We start from the raw sequence: 1,362 nt of genomic DNA, 5'->3' as shown, positions 1-1,362 counted from the left end.
TCTTTACCGTCCTCGGACGAATCGTACAGTCCGGAACGGAGACGGAACCATTGAAAAATATGCGTGACCACTACCTTCAGCACGGCGTACCCCGGCACAGCCAGAATGATGCCGATCACACCGAACATTTTGCCGGCAAAAACAATCACAAAAATGATCGTAATCGGATGAATTTTCAGCGTCTTGCCCATGATCTGCGGAGAGATGAACTTGCCTTCAATCAGCTGAACGGCCGTCCAGACCATAATCATTTTCAGCAGCATGAATGGCGAGGTGACCAGTGCCACGACAAGGGCGGGCGTAATCGCGATGGCCGGACCCAAATAAGGCACAACCGCCGTACACGCGGCAGCAATGGCGAGTACAAGCGAATATTTCAGGCCGATGATCAGATAGCCGATGTAGAGCAGCGCTCCGATACAGCAGCTTACGATGATCTGCCCGCGGATATAGGAAGCAATCTGCTGATTCATCTCGGACATGACCATCCGGGTCTGCGGCTTAAGCGCGGTAGGAACCATATGCTGAATATAATCGGGGAAACGTTTGCCGTCCCTGAGCATGTAAAAAAGGATAAACGGGGTCGTTACAATTCCCAGTATGATCTCGGTAAGCGTTCCGACAAAGCTGCCCACACCATTTAGAGCGTTATGTAAAAATGTAGTGAGCCATTCGGACACTCGCGTCGTCAGCGTGCTGACGTCTGCTCCCATGTTCTGCTGCAGCTGATCGAAAAGCCGGCTGCCCATTAAATCACTGAATTCCTCTTGGATTTGGGCGCTGTAACGGGGGAAATTGTCAATTAGATCCAAGAGCTGACCCTTGATAATCGGAATGACTGTCAGCAGAATAACGGTTATGACCCCGATTATAAGAAGGTACAAAATCACGATCCCATAAGCGCGCTTAACCCTGCTCTTACGCTCCAGCCGGTCCACCAGCGGATTCAGCAGGTAATAGGCGACCCCCGACAAAATAACAGGCAGCGCCACCGTATGGAGCAGCACCGACAACGGGATGAAGATGAACGGTATCCTCGCGAATACAAGCACATTGAGTCCGATAAGCAGCAGCACAAGCAGAAAAACGACGAATTTATTGTTCAGAAAAAATTTGCGGAATCTCTCCGGCCAGATTTGCATTCTTTGCATCCACAAGCCTCCCAATGCGGCAATTAATCAAGCGTACGTCGGCTTTTTTAATAGCATAGTCAACTTGCGGCGGGCAAGTCAAATCCGGCGGGCCCTATTAGCGAAACTTATATCCGCGATCCTCCCTGCGCCCACAAAGCCGATCGACTGATACACTTTATTGGAATCCGGGTTTTTGGCGTCCGCATAAAGCATCGGCGTTAACCCGTCC

The 1,362-nt window shown here is 50.7% G+C and carries 1 protein-coding gene; it reads right to left on the bottom strand.

Annotation, left to right across the window (positions count from 1 at the left end; all coding sequences use genetic code 11):
- Positions 1-1,151, bottom strand: a 1,151-nt coding sequence (locus L691_RS0112345) for an AI-2E family transporter (protein WP_025690833.1), incomplete at its 3' end; no start/stop codon positions are given.
- Between the last annotated feature and the right edge of the window lie 211 nt (positions 1,152-1,362).

This window comes from Paenibacillus zanthoxyli JH29 (genome assembly GCF_000520715.1).
In the GTDB taxonomy this organism is placed as follows: Bacteria; Bacillota; Bacilli; order Paenibacillales; family Paenibacillaceae; genus Paenibacillus_AQ; species Paenibacillus_AQ zanthoxyli.
This window is presented reverse-complemented; position numbering and strand designations above follow the sequence as displayed.